This is a genomic window from Streptomyces sp. NPDC056361 (assembly GCF_042262805.1).
In the GTDB taxonomy this organism is placed as follows: domain Bacteria; phylum Actinomycetota; class Actinomycetes; order Streptomycetales; family Streptomycetaceae; genus Streptomyces.
The window spans coordinates 29213-44964 of sequence record NZ_JBHJQI010000012.1; the positions used below are offsets into that span (position 1 = coordinate 29213).

At 72.6% G+C, this 15752-nt stretch carries 14 protein-coding genes and 1 tRNA gene; 4 read left to right on the forward strand and 11 right to left on the reverse strand.

Features of this window, described 5'->3' with window-relative positions:
• The first annotated feature begins 12 nt into the window (after nucleotides 1–12).
• Nucleotides 13–675, forward strand: a complete 663-nt coding sequence (locus ACFCY7_RS06165) for a rhomboid-like protein (RefSeq protein ID WP_376481775.1) — start codon at nucleotides 13–15, stop codon at nucleotides 673–675.
• Between the two features lie 83 nt (nucleotides 676–758).
• Nucleotides 759–843 (forward strand) — tRNA-Ser (locus tag ACFCY7_RS06170).
• Between the two features lie 60 nt (nucleotides 844–903).
• Here the strand turns inward: ACFCY7_RS06170 and ACFCY7_RS06175 are convergent.
• The 9 genes from ACFCY7_RS06175 to ACFCY7_RS06215 all read right to left on the reverse strand — a co-directional run bounded on the left by ACFCY7_RS06175 (nucleotide 904) and on the right by ACFCY7_RS06215 (nucleotide 10590).
• Nucleotides 904–1710 (reverse strand): HAD family hydrolase, encoded by an 807-nt coding sequence (locus ACFCY7_RS06175; protein WP_376481776.1) that lies wholly within the window; start codon nucleotides 1708–1710, stop codon nucleotides 904–906.
• Complete coding sequence (serS, locus tag ACFCY7_RS06180) at nucleotides 1707–2996, reverse strand: serine--tRNA ligase (RefSeq protein WP_376481777.1); 1290 nt, start codon at nucleotides 2994–2996, stop codon at nucleotides 1707–1709. Before serS ends, ACFCY7_RS06175 begins: the two co-directional genes overlap by 4 nt.
• A 497-nt stretch (nucleotides 2997–3493) precedes the next feature.
• The gene (pheA, locus tag ACFCY7_RS06185; RefSeq protein ID WP_376481779.1) at nucleotides 3494–4429 is read right to left on the reverse strand and encodes a prephenate dehydratase; all 936 of its coding nucleotides are present in this window, start codon (nucleotides 4427–4429) and stop codon (nucleotides 3494–3496) included.
• Between the two features lie 57 nt (nucleotides 4430–4486).
• Nucleotides 4487–5758, reverse strand: a complete 1272-nt coding sequence (efeB, locus tag ACFCY7_RS06190) for an iron uptake transporter deferrochelatase/peroxidase subunit (RefSeq protein WP_376481781.1) — start codon at nucleotides 5756–5758, stop codon at nucleotides 4487–4489.
• 5 nt (nucleotides 5759–5763) lie between these two features.
• Nucleotides 5764–7734, reverse strand: coding sequence for a copper resistance protein CopC (locus ACFCY7_RS06195; RefSeq protein WP_376481782.1), 1971 nt, complete (start codon nucleotides 7732–7734; stop codon nucleotides 5764–5766).
• A 24-nt stretch (nucleotides 7735–7758) separates the two neighbouring features.
• Nucleotides 7759–8211, reverse strand: a complete 453-nt coding sequence (locus tag ACFCY7_RS06200; protein WP_376481784.1) for a copper chaperone PCu(A)C — start codon at nucleotides 8209–8211, stop codon at nucleotides 7759–7761.
• Nucleotides 8208–8915, reverse strand: coding sequence for an SCO family protein (locus tag ACFCY7_RS06205; RefSeq protein ID WP_376481786.1), 708 nt, complete (start codon nucleotides 8913–8915; stop codon nucleotides 8208–8210). The genes ACFCY7_RS06200 and ACFCY7_RS06205 overlap by 4 nt, the downstream gene beginning before the upstream one ends.
• Before the next feature lie 36 nt (nucleotides 8916–8951).
• Nucleotides 8952–9701 (reverse strand): YcnI family protein, encoded by a 750-nt coding sequence (locus ACFCY7_RS06210; protein ID WP_376481788.1) that lies wholly within the window; start codon nucleotides 9699–9701, stop codon nucleotides 8952–8954.
• Between the two features lie 115 nt (nucleotides 9702–9816).
• Complete coding sequence (locus ACFCY7_RS06215; protein WP_376481789.1) at nucleotides 9817–10590, reverse strand: hypothetical protein; 774 nt, start codon at nucleotides 10588–10590, stop codon at nucleotides 9817–9819.
• A 225-nt stretch (nucleotides 10591–10815) separates the two neighbouring features.
• On the opposite strand from ACFCY7_RS06215, the gene ACFCY7_RS06220 reads away from it, so the two are divergent.
• Nucleotides 10816–11274, forward strand: a complete 459-nt coding sequence (locus ACFCY7_RS06220) for an ATP-binding protein (protein WP_376481790.1) — start codon at nucleotides 10816–10818, stop codon at nucleotides 11272–11274.
• A gap of 139 nt (nucleotides 11275–11413) precedes the next feature.
• Here ACFCY7_RS06220 and ACFCY7_RS06225 read toward each other — a convergent pair whose 3' ends face one another.
• On the reverse strand, nucleotides 11414–12877 hold the full coding sequence (locus tag ACFCY7_RS06225) for an aminopeptidase P family protein (RefSeq protein ID WP_376481792.1): 1464 nt from the start codon (nucleotides 12875–12877) through the stop codon (nucleotides 11414–11416).
• Nucleotides 12878–13002: 125 nt separating this feature from the next.
• Nucleotides 13003–14454, reverse strand: coding sequence for a PP2C family protein-serine/threonine phosphatase (locus tag ACFCY7_RS06230; RefSeq protein WP_376481793.1), 1452 nt, complete (start codon nucleotides 14452–14454; stop codon nucleotides 13003–13005).
• Between the two features lie 544 nt (nucleotides 14455–14998).
• Here ACFCY7_RS06230 and ACFCY7_RS06235 point away from each other — a divergent pair.
• Nucleotides 14999–15679 (forward strand): bifunctional DNA primase/polymerase, encoded by a 681-nt coding sequence (locus tag ACFCY7_RS06235; protein ID WP_376481795.1) that lies wholly within the window; start codon nucleotides 14999–15001, stop codon nucleotides 15677–15679.
• Nucleotides 15680–15752 lie beyond the last annotated feature (73 nt).

Sequence of the window (15752 nt, forward strand, 5' to 3'; positions counted from 1 at the left end):
AGGCACTGAAAGGTGCCGAGCAAAACCTCTCCGGGTGGCGAACCGTCCCGGCCGATCAGGTCGTGGGTGCGTTCGTCACCCGGTACGCATGTGTGGCTGGCGGTCATCGCACTCACCAGCCTCGTCATCGCGCTCTCCCCGGCCGGTCTGGACACCTATCTCCTCCACCGCAACAGCAGCAATCTCCACCAGCTCGCCCACCACCCGCTGCGGGCCCTGCTCGGCAGCGCGTTCTGGATCGAGGACCCGGCCGACCTCCTGCTGTACGCGGTGCTCTTCGAGGTCCTGCACGCGCCCGTGGAACGCTGGCTCGGCACCCCGAAATGGCTCTTCACCGTCGCGACGGCCCATGTCGCGGCGACGCTCATCAGCCAGCAGGTGGTCCTCGCGGCCATCCAACTCCACGACGTGCCGCGCAGCATGGCGCACGTCGTCGACATCGGGGTCAGCTACGGGCTCGCCGCCTCGGCCGGGATCCTGACCTACCGGCTGCCGCGCCCCTGGCGCTGGCTCTACCTCGCCGGACTGCTCGCCTTCTTCCTCGTACCGCTCGCCGCCGACCGGACGTACACCGACCTCGGGCACGCCATTTCGCTGGCGATCGGACTCGCCTGCTACCCGCTGACCCGGGGAGAAAAATCGGTCGCACTCGAACAGGGGCCCGGCGCAGACTAGTTGTACGGGGGACACGGGGGATCTCCCGAAGGGGAGCGGCCGCTTCGAGCGCGTGGATCCGTCCGCGCGGGCCGCTCCCTCCCGGAGGATTGGCCGAGTGGTAAGGCAGCGGCTTGCTAAGCCGTAGTCGGGGGAGACCCCGCGCGCGTTCGATCCGCGCATCCTCCGCCGCGCACGACGAAGGCCACCCCGGAGGGTGGCCTTCGTCGTGTTTCGGAGGGTCAGGGGTCAGGCCGACAGCAGCCGTTCCAGGACGACCGCGATGCCGTCCTCCTCGTTGGAGGCGGTCACCTCGTCGGCCACCGCCCGGAGCTCCGCGTGCGCGTTCCCCATGGCCACGCCGTGGGCCGCCCAGCCGAACATCGGGATGTCGTTCGGCATGTCGCCGAAGGCGATCGTCTCCGCGGCCTTCACGCCGAGGCGGCGGGCCGCGAGGGAGAGGCCGGTCGCCTTGCTCAGGCCGAGCGGGAGGATCTCCACGATGCCGGGCCCGGCCATGACGACGTCGACGAGCCCGCCGACGGTCTCACGGGCGGCCCCGGTCAGCTCGTCGTCGGTCAGCGTCGGGTGCTGGATGTACAGCTTGGTCAGCGGCGCCGACCACAGCTCCGCCGGGTCCTGGTACGGCACGTACGGCAGGGGCCCTTCCTGCGCCCGGTAGCCGGGGCCCATCAGGACCTCGCCTTCCAGACCGTCACGGCTCGCGGCCAGGGCCAGCGGGCCCACCTCGGCCTCGATCTTGGACAGGGCGAGCCCCGCGAGCTGCCGGTCCAGGGTCAGCGAGGTCAGCAGCCGGTGCTCGCCGGCGTGGTAGACCTGCGCGCCCTGCCCACAGACCGCGATCCCCTCGTAGCCGAGGTCGTCGAGGATGTGCCGGGTCCAGGGCACCGCCCGGCCGGTGACCACGATGTGCGCGGCGCCCGCCGCCGTGACGGCGGCGAGCGCGTCCCGCGTACGGTCCGAGACGGACTCGTCGGAACGCAGCAGCGTGCCGTCGAGGTCCGTCGCGACCAGGCGGTAGGGGAAGGGGCTCACTTGGCGATCGGCTCCAGGACCTCGCGGCCGCCGAGGTAGGGCCGCAGGACCTCGGGCACCCGCACCGAACCGTCGGCGAGCTGGTGGTTCTCCAGGATCGCCACGATCGTGCGCGGTACGGCGCACAGCGTGCCGTTCAGGGTGGCCAGCGGCTGCACGGTCTTCTTGCCGCCCTGCTCGTCGCGCATGCGGACGGAGAGGCGACGGGCCTGGAAGCTGTCGCAGTTCGACGCGGAGGTCAGCTCGCGGTACTTGCCCTGGGTCGGGATCCACGCCTCGCAGTCGAACTTGCGGGAGGCCGAGGCGCCGAGGTCGCCGGTGGCGACGTCGATCACCTGGAACGGCAGCTCAAGACCGGTCAGCCACTGCTTCTCCCACTCCAGGAGACGCTTGTGCTCGGCCTCGGCGTCCTCCGGCGCGACGTACGAGAACATCTCGACCTTGTCGAACTGGTGGACGCGGAAGATGCCCCGGGTGTCCTTGCCGTACGTGCCGGCCTCGCGGCGGAAGCAGGGCGAGAAGCCCGCGTACCGCAGCGGCAGCTTGTCGGCGTCGATGATCTCGTCCATGTGGTACGCCGCGAGGGGCACCTCGGACGTGCCGACGAGGTAGTAGTCGTCCTTCTCCAGGTGGTACACGTTCTCCGCGGCCTGGCCGAGGAAGCCGGTGCCCTCCATGGCGCGCGGACGGACCAGCGCGGGGGTCAGCATGGGGATGAAGCCGGCCTCGGTGGCCTGCGCGATCGCCGCGTTGACCAGGGCGAGCTCCAGGAGCGCGCCGACGCCGGTCAGGTAGTAGAAGCGCGAGCCGGAGACCTTGGCGCCCCGCTCGACGTCGATGGCGCCGAGCGCCTCGCCGAGCTCCAGGTGGTCCTTGGGCTCGAAGCCCTCGGCCGCGAAGTCGCGGATGGTGCCGTGCGTCTCCAGGACGACGAAGTCCTCCTCGCCGCCGACCGGGACGTCCGTGTGGACGATGTTCCCGAGCTGGAGCAGGAGGCGCTTGGCGGTCTCGTCGGCGTCGTTCTGTTCGGCCTCGGCGGCCTTGACGTCGGTCTTGAGCTGCTCGGCCTTCTGGAGGAGCTCTGCGCGCTCCTCGGGGGTGGCCTTGGGGATCAGCTTGCCGAGCGCCTTCTGCTCGGATCGGAGCTCGTCGAAGCGGACGCCGGACGACCTGCGCCGCTCATCGGCGGAGAGCAGGGCGTCGACGAGCGCGACGTCCTCTCCACGGGCGCGCTGGGAGGCGCGAACACGGTCGGGGTCCTCACGGAGCAGGCGAAGGTCAATCACCCCACCAGGCTACCGTTGCGCGTTCGCCCGGCCCCACCGGATAAGGGCACGCGTTGTCGTGCGTGTTGTTTTGCCCGAATTGGGGCCCGTGTGAATGTCGGACCAGAGGGGCTCGCATTCACTTATCCACAGGCTGTGCGGAAGATCTGTGGACTACCGGGGAGGGGGAGTGGATTTCCGCTGCCGGTCCTGGGAATTCCGTGATCAAACACCATTTGCCCACTCATTTGGGTGGGAATTACTCGCCCCAAAGGGTTGATAGGGCGCGAGGCGCTGACGTGGGCGTCAGTCGGGCGCTGTGGACGGACGGCGGATGAGCGGGGAGTCGGCAGGGTGATTTGTCGACCTTGTCGGAGTGCGGTGTCGACTTGTCCCCAGGCTGGGTGAAACGCCTGTGGATAACCTCTGTGGGTAACTGAAAAGTATGCAGGTAGGACTACTGGTTCGCACCTGTGGACGACCGCCCCCGGCAGTGGGGGTGGTCGGTCAGTATCGGGTCAGGCCCGACCGTCCTGGGCCCTCGCCAGCCAGTCGGAGGCCGCAGTGAACGCCTGGTCCGAAGTCCCGCGCCGCAGCGGCAGCACGTCCTCGACGTCGACACCCGCCCTCGGGTACGAGCCGAGGAACCGCACCTGGGGGCAGATCCGCTTGAGCCCCATCAGCGCCTCGCCCACCCGCCGGTCCGAGATATGGCCCTCGGCGTCCACGGCGAAGCAGTAGTTCCCGATCCCGGCCCCCGTGGGGCGGGACTGGATCAGCATCAGGTTCACCCCACGCACCGCGAACTCCTGGAGCAGTTCGAGGAGGGCACCCGGATGATCGTCACCCAGCCACAGCACCACCGAGGTCTTGTCCGCGCCCGTCGGGGCCGCCGGGCGGGCCGGCCGGCCCACCAGCACGAAGCGGGTCTCGGCGTTCTCCGCGTCGTGGATCTCCGTGACCAGCGCTTCGAGGCCGTACGTCGCCGCCGCGAACTCCCCGGCGAAGGCGGCGTCGAAGCGGCCCTCCTGCACCAGCCGGGCGCCGTCCGCGTTGGAGGCGGCCGACTCCCACATCGCGTCGGGCAGGTGCGCCCGCAGCCAGTTCCGCACCTGCGGCTGGGCCACCGGGTGGCCCGTCACCGTCTTGATCTCCGAGAGCTTGGTGCCGGGCCGCACGAGCAGCGCGAAGGCGATCGGGAGGAGCACCTCGCGGTAGATCATCAGCGGCTCGCCGGAGGCCAGCTCGTCCAGGGTCGCGGTCACCCCGCCCTCGACCGAGTTCTCGATCGGGACGAGCGCGGCGGCGGCCTCCCCGTTCCGTACGGCGTCGAGCGCCGCCGGGACGGAGACCATCGGGACGAGCTCCCGCGTCGCCGCCTCGGGCAGCGTACGGAGCGCGGCCTCCGTGAAGGTGCCCTCGGGGCCGAGATACGTGAACCGGGTGGCGGACATACCGTCACCCTAATGGTCGCCGGGGGCGCGGGCCGCCCGCTCGAACGGACTCCCCGCTCATGCCTCCAGGAGCCGCTGGCCCACGTACTCGCCCTCGGCGGGGCCGCCCGGCACGGCGAACAGGCCGCTGGCCTCGTGGCGGATGAACGTGGACAGCGCGTCCCCGCGGTCGAGCTTCCGCTGCACCGGGACGAAGCCCTTCAGCGGGTCCGCCTGCCAGCAGACGAAGAGCAGCCCGGCGTCCGGAGTCCCGTCCGGGCCGATCCCGTCGTGGAAGGAGAACGGCCTGCGCAGCATCGCCGCCCCGCCGTTCTGTTCGGGGGCGGAGATCCGGGAGTGCGCGTTGTCGGGGATCACCGGCTTCCCGTCGGGACCGAGCTTGTTCAGGTCGAGTTCGGTCGTCTCGCCACCGCCGCTGAGCGGCGCCCCGTCGGACTTCCGCCGCCCGATCACCTGCTCCTGCCGGTCCTGGGGCAGCTTCTCCCAGTCGTCGAGCAGCATCCGGATCCGGCGCACCACCGCGTACGAGCCGCCCGCCATCCACTCCTCGGCGCCGCCCGCCCCGGCCGGGACGAAGATCCGCCGGTCGAAGTCGGGGTCCGTGGGCTTCGGGTTCCCGGTGCCGTCGACCTGGCCCATGAGGTTGCGGGCGGTCATCGGCTTCGCGGTGGCACCGGCCGAGCGGTTGAAGCCGTTCATCTGCCAGCGGACCCGGGCGGCGTCGCCCGCGTCCTTCTGCAGGGCGCGCAGCGCGTGGAAGGCGACGAGGGCGTCGTCGGCACCGATCTGCACCCACAGGTCGCCCTCCGAGCGCCTGGCGTCCAGCGCGTCGGCGGAGAAGGCCGGCAGCGGGTCGAGCGCGGCCGGGCGGCGCGCGGCGAGCCCGGTGCGGTCGAAGAAGGTGCGGCCGAAGCCGAACGTGACCGTGAGGGAGGAGGGACCCGCGTCGAGCGCGACACCCGTGTCCCCGGCCGGCGCCTTGCCCGCCATCAGCGCCTTCGCCGTGACCGACCAGCGGCGCAGCAGCGCGGCCGCCTCCTTGCGACCCGCGCCGGGGGCGAGGTCGAAGGCGACCAGATGGCCGCGCGACTGGAGGGGGGTGGTGATGCCGGCCTGATGTTTCCCGTGGAACATCACCTCGGTCGCGCCGACCGAGGTCAGCGCCGGCGCGCCGCCCGCCCCGGACCCGTCGGCGCCGTCGCCGCCGGACGCCGCCGCGGAGACGCCGACCCCGCCGGCCGCGCCGATGACGAGCCCGGCCGCGCCCGCCGCGCCGACGGTGCCGAGCAGGCGCCGCCGGGAGATCTCAAGGTTGTCGCTGTCGGTCACGTCGCTCAGCCGATCTTCACGTTCTTGTCGATGGTGGTCTGGTCGATCTCGGAGGTGCGGACGGTGACCTGGATCTTCCACTCGCCCGGCAGCGGGATCTGGACGCCGCTCGCGCTCCAGTGTCCGGTCTGGATCCGGTCGGGGGCGACGGGCAGCGGTCCGATGTCCTTCGCCTCCAGGGTGAGGGCCACCTTGATCTCCGGGACGTCCAGCGGCTTGCCGTTGGGGCGTTCGACGAAGAGGTGGAGAGCGTTGGCGCCGGTGCGGCCGGGGTCGAGGCTGAGCCGGACGACGCCCTTGCCGTCGACGCCCCCGGTGTCGAACGGCAGCCGGATGTCGACCGGCCGGTCGGGCACCGCGGCGGGACCGGCGGCGGTGGAGCCCGCCCGCCCGGCCTCCTCCTCGGTGCGGCCCGGCTCGGTCGACGTGAGGATCGTGGTCACGGCGAGCAGCACGACGGCGACGGCGGCCTCCGTCAGCACCGAGCGGCGCAGCCCGGCCCGCTCCGGATCGGCGTCCCGCTCCCGCTTCCGCCGCGCGGTGGCCACGGCGGCCCGCTGCCGGGCGAGCTGCACGGCCCGCTCGGGGTCGATCCCGGCGGCCTCGGACTCACGCTCGGTGTCGGTGTCGGTGTCGGTGTCGGACTCGGATACGGCCCCGGCCCCGGTCTCGGACTCGGCCTCAAGGCGAGCGTCGGTGTCGGTGTCGGTGTCGGTGTCGGCGTCGGTCTCGCTGCTGTCGGCCAGGCGCTGGGTCCAGCGGCGGGATATCCAGGCGATGCCGACGAGGACGGCGAGGAGGCCGATCTTGACGAGGAGCAGCCGGCCGTAGCTGGTGCCGGTGAGGGCGGACCAGGAACCGACCTGGCGCCAGGACTGGTAGAGCCCGGTGGCCGCGAGGACGGTCACGGAGCCGAAGGCGACCTTGGAGAAGCGCGCGACGGCACGGCGTTCGAGGGACGGCGCCCGGTAGAGGGCGACGAGGAGGACGGTGAGGCCGCCGAGCCAGGCGGCGACGGCGAGGAGGTGGAGGATGTCGACCGGCATGGCGATGCCGGGCTGGATGCCGGTCGAGGCGTGCTCGGCCAGGGCCCAGGTGCCGGCGATGCCCGCGGCGACGACGGTGCCGCCGATGCCGAGTCCGAAGGCGAGGTCCTTCCTCTCCTTCGGGTCGGTGCGCCGGGGGTAGGCGCCGAAGAGGACGGCCACGAAGAGCGCGGCGGCGCCGAGCAGCAGCAGCCGGGAGGTGAGCGCGGCCCCGGTCTTGGTCTCCAGGACGGCCTTCAGGCCCGCCAGGTCGAAGGCGTCCGCGAGCTCGCCGGAACCGGTGTACGGGTTGCGCAGGAGCAGCATCGCCAGGGTGGCCCCGGTGAGGGTGAGCCAGCCCCGTACGACCGTCTGCTGGACGGGCCGGACGCTCGCGCCGCGCGGCCAGCAGACCAGGACGAAGGCGCCGCCGCCGACGAGGACGGCGAATCCGGCGTACGAGAGGTAGCGCGCGATGCCGTAGAGGACGCCGACGGGTCCGCCGCCGGCCGCCTGGTCGGGCAGGGCGACGGAGGTCGTGGAGGGGGCGCCGATGGAGAAGGTGAAGGCGCCGGCGATGGGGTGGCTGTCGGCCGAGACGGTCTGCCAGGCGACGGTGTAGGTGCCGTCGGGCAGTCCGGCGCGGAGCCCCACCCCGTAGCGGACGACGGATCCGCTGCACAGGTCCCGGATCTCTCCGGTGTCGGCCCGCCGGCCCGCCGGGTCGAGGACCCGGATCGAGTCGGGGCTCATGGCCACCTGTTCGGAGAAGGTGAGGTTGACCTCCTTGGGGGCGGTGGCGACCACCGCCCCGTCCTTCGGGTCGCTTCCGGTCAGCGCCGCGTGCGCGGAGGCGGGGGCGGCGCCGGCGAGGAGCGTGCCGAGCAGCGCGGCCGCGAGGACGAGCAGCCGGGCCAGGGCGGTACCGAGGCGCGGGGCGGTGGTTGTCATCTCTGTGTCACTCCGTCAACGAGCTCAGTGCTGCTGCGGGTTGTGGTTGGCCGCCTCGACGGGAACGTCGACCTTGATGGGGTCGGCCTTCTCGAAGTGCAGCTCGATGCTGACCTTGTCGCCCTGCTTCGGCTTCGACTTCAGTTCCATGAACATGATGTGGTTGCCGCCGCGTTCGAGCTTCAGCTCCCCGTTCGCGGGGATGTCGAAGGACTTCACCTCCCGCATCTTCTGGTCCTTCGACTCGTGGATGGTGACGTCGTCGGAGAGCGGGCTGGTGACGGAGGTGAGCTTGTCCGCCGTGTCGCCGTCGTTCTTGATGGTGAGGAAGCCGCCGGCCATGTCCATCACGGGCTGGGGCATGAAGGCGCCGCTGACCTCCAGGCGGGGCTTGCCGTCGGAGGACGAGCACCCGGTCAGCGCGAGCGAGGCGGCGAGCGCCACGGCGGCGGTCAGGGCGGTGGTGCGGCGGTTCACGGGTTCTCCCCCTTGATGATCTTCGGCAGGTCCTTGGCGTAGTCGTCGACGGACGCGTCCTCGCCGTACAGGACGTAGCCCTGGTCGGTGGCGGGCGAGAAGGCGATGACCTGGGCTCCGTGCATGGAGACGACCTTGCCGTCCTCCACCTTCGGCGGGTCGATGCCGATGCCGATCTGCTTGGCGCCCGCCTGGATGGCGGAGAAGTCGCCGGTGAGACCGGTGAAGGAGGGGTCGCCGGCGGCGGGCAGCCACTTGGCGAGCTCGGCGGCGGTGTCCCGCTCGGGGTCGGTGGTGACGAAGACGACCTGGAGCTTGTCCTGGTCGGCCTTGGGGAGCCGCTTCTTGGCGATGGCGATGTTGCTCATCGTCAGGGGGCAGACGTCGGGGCAGTGCGTGTAGCCGAAGTAGACGAGGGTCGGCTTGCCCTTGGTGCGCTCGACCAGGTCGTACTTCTCGCCCTTGGTGTCGGTGAGGACGAGCGAGGGCTTGGTGAACGGCCGGTCGAGGACGGTCGCGGCCTTGGCCGGGTCGGTGCCGCCGGTGACCTCGGCGACCGGCCCGGAGGCCTTGTCGTCGTTGCCGCCGAGGCCGACGGCCGCGGTGAGGCCGATCGCCGCGGCGATGGCGACGGCCGCGATCACCAGGGGGGTGCGCCGCCCGGGACGGGCCGTGGCCGCCCCGGGCTTCTTCTCTTCAGACATGGTGGTTCTTTCGGTTCTCGGGTGAGGGTGCGGCCATCAGGCCGAGCGGCGGCGTCCGGCGAGGAGGCCGAAGGCGACACCGGCGACACCCACGAGGATGCCGATGACGCCGAGGACGCGGGCCGTGGTGTCGCTCGACGAGGGTGCGGCCGCGGTCTCCTCGTGGCCGCCGGCCTTGTCGTCGTGGCCGCCCTTCGCGTCCGCGGAGGCGGTGGCCGTGGGAGTGGCGCCGCCGCCGTGGTGGTCGGCGGAGGCGGCGGAGAGCTTCAGGACGGGGGCCGGGTTCTGCGGCTCCTCCGCACCCTCCTTCGACTCCTCGATCCAGCGCACGACCTCCTTGTTGTCGTACGTCTGGATCGCCTTGAGCACGAGCTCGTCGGTGTCCTCGGGCAGCCGGCCGAGGGAGAGCGGGAACTGCTGGAACTCGCCGGGGCCGATCTTCGAGCCGTCGGCGGTCCAGGTGACCTTGGCGACGGCCTGGTCGATCTTCTTGCCGTGCAGCTCCAGCGGCTTGGCGAGCTTGCTCTTGGTCACCACGGCCTTCCAGCCGGGGACGGGCTGCGGCATGACGGAGGCCAGCGGGTGGTCGAGCGGGAAGTTGACCTCGACCTTCACGGTGGAGGCGTTGTCGCGCTCGTTGGGGACCTTGAGGTTGACGGTCGCGTAGCCGCCCTTGGCGGCCTCGCCCTGCGGCTGGACGCTGACGTGCGCGAAGGCCGTACCGGAGAGCAGGACGACGGAGGAGAGGGCGATACCGCCGGCGAGGGCGACACGGGAGACGTTCATGGCAGAGGACACTCCAGCTCGGAGGAAGACGGGGGAGCCCGGCGCGCCGGGGGACACGATGTCCCAGCACAGGCGTGCGGACGAGCGCGGCCCCGCTCCCGGTGAGCGGTCCGCGTCAGGCTGCGAGGACGCAGTCGGCGGCCGGCGGGCCGCGCCTGATCACCGTGTTCCTGAGTGCCTCGGCTACCGGCGGCGGCGAGGAGTCGCCCGCGGTGCGGACGGCCGGCCGCGGTCCCGTGCGCGGGTCCGTCGGCAGTCCGGCGAGCAGGGCCCGTACGAGGCGCAGCGCGGCCCGCAGCGAGCGCACGAGCGCGCACTCGGCGAGCTCGGCGGCGCCCTGCCCGGAGAGCTCGACGAGCCGCCGGAGGGCGCGGTCGCCGCGGCGCAGCAGCCAGCCCGTGGCCAGCGCGGCGAGCAGGTGCCCGAGGAGCATGGGCAGCCCGGGCAGCAGGTCGGCCGCGGGCGCGGCGGCCGCGTGCCCGGTGTGGGCGTGCGGGCCGGCCGGGTCGAGTCCGGCGTCGGTGACGATCCGGGCGGCGTCGGCGGTGCTGAGGGACGACGGTCCCGCGCCGCAGACGAGCCGGGCGGCCATCCGTACGAGGGCTTCGTCGGCCTCGGGGCCCAGGGCGAGCCGGCGCTGTCCGAGGCCGAAGAGGACGTGCAGGCCGAGCTGCCCGCCGGCGAGGGCGGTGACGACGAAGCCGAGGGAGCGTTCGCGGCCGGCGAAGAGGACGGTGATCCCGAAGACGCCGAGGAATCCGGCGAGGAGGGTCCACAGGGCGATCCCCGCGCAGGCGGCGAGGGCGTGGCCCAGCGCGGACAGCACGACGCAGACCGCGGTGAACACCGCGGCCCTCAGCAGCCGTGGAGCGAGCGCGGGGGCAGTCATGGCGGGCCCATCATCGCACCAGGGGCCGCACCGCCATGCGGCAGGTCCGGAAGGTCGTTCTTGGGCCTCTTCGGGGTGACATACGGGGGTCTTCGGCCGGACATACACCGGCGCACGGCCGGTCGCATCCGCCGAACGAGCGCTCTTGACGGCTTCGGGGGCTTACGAAGGGTTCCGTCCGGCAATAGGTAACGGTATGTCGAGCCGCTGCCGGGAGGCTGGAGCATGAGCATCTGGTGGTCACTCCATCTGCGGCGCGAGGCCGCGAGCGTGCCCCTCGCCCGGCGGCTCCTGCTGGGCACGATGGAGACGGCGGGCGTCGACCCCGACGTGTCCTACGACCTGTCGGTCGCGCTCACGGAGGCCTGTGCGAACGCGGTCGAGCACGGCGGCGGGGCCGGTACCGGCCTGCCGGGCGGGTCGCCCTCGGGGGCGTACCGGGTGACGGCGTACCTGGACGGCGAGACCTGCCGCATCGAGGTGGCCGACGCGGGGCCGGGCTTCCCGGGCGCCGGGGTGCCGCGGGCGCCGTCGGACGACGCCGAGCACGGCCGGGGGCTGCGGCTGATCGAGGAGCTCGCCGACCACGTGCAGTTCGGGAACCGTTCGGGCCGGGGCGGCGCGGTGGTCAGTTTCGACAAGATCCTGAAGTGGCGGGACAGCCCGTCCCTGCTGCTGGCCTGACGGGCCGCCCCCCGGGGACGCTCGGTGGCACGGGGAAGGCCTCCCGCAGGTGACACGGGGAAGGCCTCCGTCGGAGACACGGGGAAGGGCCCCCGCCGGTCGGTCGGCGGGGGCCCTTCGGTTCCAACCTACGCGGAGGTCAGCCCTTCAGCGCGGCCATCCACGCCTCGACCTCGTCGGAGCGGCGCGGCAGCCCGTCCGACAGGTTCCGGTTGCCGTCCTCGGTGACGAGGATGTCGTCCTCGATCCGGACGCCGATGCCGCGGTACTCCTCCGGCACGGTCAGGTCGTCGGCCTGGAAGTACAGGCCCGGCTCGACGGTCAGGCACATGCCCGGCTCGAGGGTGGTGTTCACGTACATCTCGGTGCGCGCGGCGGCGCAGTCGTGGACGTCCATGCCGAGCATGTGGCCGGTGCCGTGCAGGGTCCAGCGGCGCTGGAGGCCGAGCTCCAGGACGCGCTCGACCGGGCCCTCGACGAGGCCCCACTCGACGAGCTTCTCGGCGAGGACGCGCTGGGCGGCGTCGTGGAAGTCGCGGTAGGCGGCGCCGGGCTTCACCGCGGCGATGCCGGCCTCCTGCGCCTCGTACACGGCGTCGTAGATCTTGCGCTGGAGCTCGGTGTACCGGCCGTTGATCGGCAGGGTGCGGGTGATGTCGGCGGTGTAGAGCTCGGTGGTCTCCACGCCGGCGTCGAGCAGCAGCAGGTCGCCGGAGCGGACGTCGCCGTCGTTGCGCACCCAGTGCAGGGTGGTGGCGTGCGGGCCGGCGGCGCAGATGGAGCCGTAGCCGATGTCGTTGCCCTCGACGCGGGCGCGCAGGAAGAACGTGCCCTCGATGTAGCGCTCGCTGGTGGCCTCGGCCTTGTCGAGGACCTTCACGACGTCCTCGAAGCCGCGGGCGGTGGAGGCGCAGGCCTTCTCCAGCTCGGCGATCTCGAAGGCGTCCTTGACGAGGCGGGCCTCGGAGAGGAAGACCCGCAGTTCCTCGTCGCGCTCGGCGGTGACCTTGTCGGTCAGCGCGGCCTCGATGCCGGCGTCGTGGCCGCGGACGTTGCGGACGGGGCCGGTGGCCTCGCGCAGCGCCTCGGCGAGCTCGCGGACGTCCTTGGCGGGGATGCCGAGGAGCTGCTCGGCCTCGCCGAGGGAGTGGCGGCGGCCGACCCACAGCTCGCCCTGGCCGTGCAGCCAGAACTCGCCGTTCTCGCGGTCGGAGCGCGGCAGCAGGTAGATCGTGGCCTCGTGGCCGTCGGCGGTGGGCTCCAGGACGAGGACGCCGTCCTGGGTCTGGTCGCCGGTGAGGTACGCGTACTCGGTGGAGGCGCGGAAGCTGTACTCGGTGTCGTTCGACCGGGTCTTCAGGTTTCCGGCCGGGATCACCAGGCGCTCGCCCGGGAAGCGGGCGGAGACGGCGGCGCGGCGCGCGGCGGTCTCGCCGGCCTGGGCGATCGGCGCGAGGTCGCGCAGCTCGGTGTCGGCCCAGCCGGACTTCATGTTCTCGGCCAGCTCGTCGGAGACGCCCGGGTAGAGGCCGTTCTTCCGCTGCTTGATCGCCTGCTCTTCGGTCGACTCTTCCGGGGTCTCCGGCGTGAGCTCCTCGGCCACGGGTCTGCCTCCTCTTGGTACGACACTGAACCCCCACCATCGTACGGTCGTGCGGAAGGGGGCACAGGGCCGGAAGGCCTCTTACCGAAGAGTCACGTTCCGCTTACACGGATCGCACGGGAATCTCACTCGAAGCGGGCGGCGAGCAGGACCACGTCCTCCCCGTCCACGGCGGGGTCGAGGCCCTCGGGCAGCAGGGTCCGCAGGACGTGGTCGGCCACGGCGCCGGGGTCGCCCCGGTCCGCCCTCGGCACGCTCGCGGCGGCCGCGTGCAGCCGGGCGAAGGCGCGGTCCATGGCGTCGCCGGTACGGCGGAGCAGCCCGTCGGTGTAGAGAAGCACCGTTTCTCCGGGCGCGGGGGACAGCTCCACGCTCGGCGCCTCCCAGCAGGAGAGCATGCCCAGCGGGGCCGACAGCGAGGTCTCGACGAACTCGGTCCGCCGGTCGCCGACGAGCAGCGGCGGGGCGTGCCCGGCCCCGGCGAGGACGATCCGGCGCTGCGCGGGCTCGGCGTACGCGAAGAGCGCGGTCGCCGAGCGGGCGGGCTCGGTGAGCCGGAGCAGCAGTTCCAGGTCCGAGAGGACGGCGACCGGGTCCTCGCCCTCCATCACGGCGTACGCCCGGAGCGAGGCGCGCAGCCGGCCCATCGCGGCGAGCGCGCTGGGTCCGGTCCCGGAGACGGAGCCGACGGCGAGCCCGAGGGCGCCGTCGGGCAGCGGCAGCGCGTCGTACCAGTCGCCGCCGCCCAGCGGTCCGGTGCTGTGGCGGGCGGCGAGCTGGACGCCGGGGACGCGGGGGAGGCGGCTGGGGAGCAGCTCCTCGGCGACGGTGGAGATCTGCACGCGGGCGCGCTCGACCTGGAGGAGGCGGGCGAGGTGCTCGGTGGCGAAGCGGCCGTAGAGCCCGATGAGGTGGCGCTGGCGGTCGGTGGGTTCGGCGGGCTCGTCGTAGAGCCAGACGGCCGCGCCGAGCCGGCCGGCCTCCTCGGTGGCGAGGGGGAGGGCGTAGCTGGCGGCGTAGCCGAGGCGGGCGGCGACCTCGCGGTGGCGCGGGTCGAGGCCTTCCTCGGTGCGTACGTCGCGGATGGCGATCGGATCGGGGACGTGGTCCGGGCGCCCGGGCTCGGGGAGGCCGTCGAGGAGGCGGCCGTAGCCGGTGGCGCCGCGCGGGACGGTCTCGATGGTGCCGAGGTCGGCGTGGGCGAGGCCGAGGCCGATGGTGGCGGCGGGGCCGAGGCCGTCGGACGGTTCGAGGACGGCCATGCCGCGGCGGGCGCCGACGAGCGCGGCGCCGGCGCCGAGCGCCTCGCGGAGGGCCTCGTCGAGGGAGGAGGTCCTGATGAGGCGCTCGGTGAGTTCGTGGAGCGTGGTGAGGTCGGAGACCCACGCGGCCAGCCGGTCCTGGATCAGCGCTCCGGGCGGCGGGACCGCGTCGGAGGGGGGCGCCGCCGCCGGGACGCCGGGGAGGGGCGCCGTAGTGTGCGGGGGCCCGGGAACCGTGGCATCGATTCCAGCCACTTTCGGCATGTGTGGGGCACTCATGTCAGTCGGCTTTCCGACCGGTGCGTTTGACGCCATAGCATCGCAAACCCCCATGTCATTCCGAGCCGCTCGATGCATCCACATGTACACGCACAAGAGGAACGATGTCCAGCATTGTCCCCACGGGACTTGTGGTGTCCGTGAGGTCGTGCGCGAGGGTTGAAGTGCGCGGGAAGTTGGCCGAAAATTGTCCCCGGTGTGCACCTTTTGCGGTCGACTGGCGTCGTTTGAAAGCGCGTCATTCCGAGCGTGCTGGGTACGTAATCGGTGACAGGCAGGGGCAGTTGGAGCTGCCCTGGAACGTGACGCGGGACCCCGGCGTCTTTCATGCCGCAGGCCGCACCCCCCTCCCGTGTGGCGGGGAACGTGTTCCGACCCGCCGCCGGACACGGCCCGGCACCACCTGGTTCTGACCTGGCTCCACCTGGTTCCACTCGGTTCCACCTGGTCCCGGCCCGGCCGGCCCCGCTCGAACGCGGGGCGCCACCCCGCCGACCCGGTACGCGCTGATACGCACGGTGAAGTGTCCTGCACATGGTGTGATGTGGATTCGGCGTTCAACGGAAAGGAACGAGCGCTCATGCGCGAGATCCTCGGAAGGCGACGCAGGCTCCGGTCCCGGCGCAAGGCGAGGACCGCCCGGCTCGACGCGGCGGTCACCTTCGCCGTCGAGTGGGACTGGCCCGTCCTGCCGGGAGCGGGCCTGAGAACGACGACCCGTACGGCCGCCGGCGCGGCCTGCGCCTGCCCCGACCCCGACTGCGCGGTCCCCGGGGCGCACCCGTACGACCCCGGACTGCTCGCGGCCACCACGGACGAGCGCATGGTCCGCTGGTGGTGGGCCAGGCGCCCGGACGCCCCGGTGCTCCTCGCCACCGGCGGCGGCGCGCCCTGTGCCGTCAGCCTGCCCGCGGTGGCGGGCGCGCGGGCCCTCGCCGCGCTCGACGCGACCGGCATGCGGCTGGGCCCGGTGGTCGCGACCCCGACCCGGTGGTCGATCCTCGTCGCCCCGTACGGCCTCGAACGGCTGGGCGAGCTGCTGTACGCCAAGGACAGCGTGCCCAGCTCGCTCCGTTTCCACGGCGAGGGCGGCTACCTCCTGCTGCCGCCCTCCGTCACGGGCACCGGCCCGGTCCGGTGGGAGCGGGCACCCCTCGCGGGCTCGGCCCGCCCGTGGCTGCCCGACGTCGAGGCCGTCGTCGACGCCCTGGTCGAGGCGAGCACGAGCACCCCGGGCGGCGGAAGCCGACTGACGTACTGAGGGACGGGGCGCAGGGGCGCCACGGCACCGGGGCACTCGGGACGCCGGGGCGGGCGCGGTCGTGTCGACGGCC